This is a genomic window from Frankia sp. CcWB2 (assembly GCF_977927585.1).
Map to the genome: position 1 here is coordinate 6,928 of NZ_CDWRCM010000178.1, position 2,083 is coordinate 9,010.

At 71.8% G+C, this 2,083-nt stretch carries 1 protein-coding gene; it reads left to right on the forward strand.

The genetic code is table 11. The features are described 5' to 3' along the window. Window positions 1–346: 346 nt before the first annotated feature. Window positions 347–2,083 (forward strand): Hsp70 family protein (locus ACY45C_RS16860; protein WP_462188525.1); only part of this gene is annotated, 1,737 nt, incomplete at its 3' end.

Below are 2,083 nucleotides of genomic sequence, written 5' to 3' on the forward strand. Positions count from 1 at the left end.
GATTGAGGGATGGTGTCGGCCCATCGGAATTACCAGGATCGAGGGCAGGGACCATGCCGGTGCGACGGGTCGGGCCGGATCGTCGGGGGAAGCGAGACGGCTTGGTGCCGGATCGGGGGCGCACCGGCGTGGTTCCGCGGACTGTCGGTCGCCGGGGAAGGCCGGCAGTCTGCCTGTTCATGCCGGCAGGCGCCGGCCGCCGCTGTCCGCACCGGCGAGAGCCGCTACGAAGGGCAACCGGTCGCAAACATTCGGTCCCAGCTTTTGCCCCACTGGTGAGGGTGTCGCCGGTGGCTTTGTCGACATCGCTATGATCTGCCCACTGGAAACGTGGACAGGGGGTGCTGTGGGCGAGCCGATCCTCGCCATCGACTACGGCACCTGCAGTGCCTTGGCCGTCGACGGTCGCATCGAACCGGTGAAGGAGCCCGCGAGCGGCTCGGCGAGCTGGCCCGCGTCGGTCTTCGTGGACGGCGGCAGCCTGATCGTCGGCACGCTCGCTGAGCGGCGCAAGCGGATCTGGCCCGCGGCGTACCGCGGCGAGGTCAAGCGCGATCTGGCCCGGGACAGCGCCGTGTCGCTCGACGGCCGCGGCTATCCGGCGCACGTGCTGGTGGCCGCGGTGCTGTCCGCGCTGAAGGCCGAGGCCGAACAGCAGCTCGGCGGTGCGGCGCTGTCGCGGGCCGTCGTCACGATACCGGCGAGCTACGATCCCGCCGGCCCGCTGCGCCGGACGATGATCGCCGCGGCGGAGGCCGCCGGGTTCGTCGACGTGGACCTGCTCGCCGAGCCGGTCGCGGCGGCCTGGTCGCCGGTGGTCGGCGCCGCGCCCGAGCCTGGCTCGCTCATGCTCGTGTACGACCTGGGTGGCGGGACGTTCGAGGGGGCGCTGGTCGCGGTCGGTGAGGACGGCCGGCACGAGCTGCTCTCCCACTCGGCTCTGCACGACTGCGGCGGCCGCGAACTCGACCAGATTCTGTTCGACGAGATCCTGGGGTTGTACGGGCCGGGGCTGGAACCGCTACTGAATCCGCCCGGGATCGGCGAGACGTTCCAGACCACGGCCAACCGGACCCGCCACGAGCTGCTCGACTTCGCCCGGGCGGTGAAACATCAGCTCTCCGCCATCGCCGTCGTGGAGGACGTTTTCAGCCCGGCCGGCCTGCTGGTCAGCATGCAGCGTGACCGGTTCACCCAGCTCGCCTCCCCCATCCTGGCCCGCACGATGGCCTGCTGCCAGCACCTGCTGAAGTCATCCGGTTACGGACCGGACAAGCTGAGTGGGGTGCTCCTCGTCGGGAGCAGCTCCCGGATCCCGGTCGTCACCGACATCCTCGAAGGTCGGCTCGGGGTCGGCACCGACTGGCCGGGGCAGCAGATCTACCTCCCCGCCGATCCCGAGCTCGCCGTGGTGCTCGGCGCCGCCGCCTGGGCAAGCTCGGTCTCCACCCGCCGGACCACCGCGGCGCGCCCGAATCCGGTCCTGCAACCGGCTCGCTGGGACATCCCCGGCGGGCGGGCGACGATGGTGTGCTGGCTCGTCGAGCCCGGGGAACGCTTCGACGCGAGCGCCGTGCTGGCGCGGGTCCGCCTCACCGACGGTTTCCTGTTCGACCTGGCCGCCGAGGCACCGGGTAGCCTCATCCACACCCACGCGGCACCCGGCACTCCGGTCCGCGACGCCGACTGGTTGGCGACCACGCTTCCGTCCGGGCCGGTGCCGATGGGGTCGGCGGTGCCGGCGGACCTGCGCGGCTTCGAGCGCAGCAGCCGCCCGTCTCACCACGTCGAGGTCACCGCACGGGCCACCCTCAAGGGACACGAACGCGATGTCACCTCGGCGGCCTTCTCCCCAGACGGCAAGGTGCTCGCCACCACCAGCAAGGACGGCACCCGGCTGTGGGACGTCGCCACCGGCCGAACGTCGGTCACGCTCAGCGGGCGCAAGAGCCTGGTCGTGCACGGCTGCGCCTTCTCCCCGGACGGCAAGCTGCTCGCCACCACCGGCAGCGACAAGACGGCCCGCATCTGGGACGTCGACGCCGCCCGCCAGACGGTGACCCTGACCGGGCACCGGGGACCC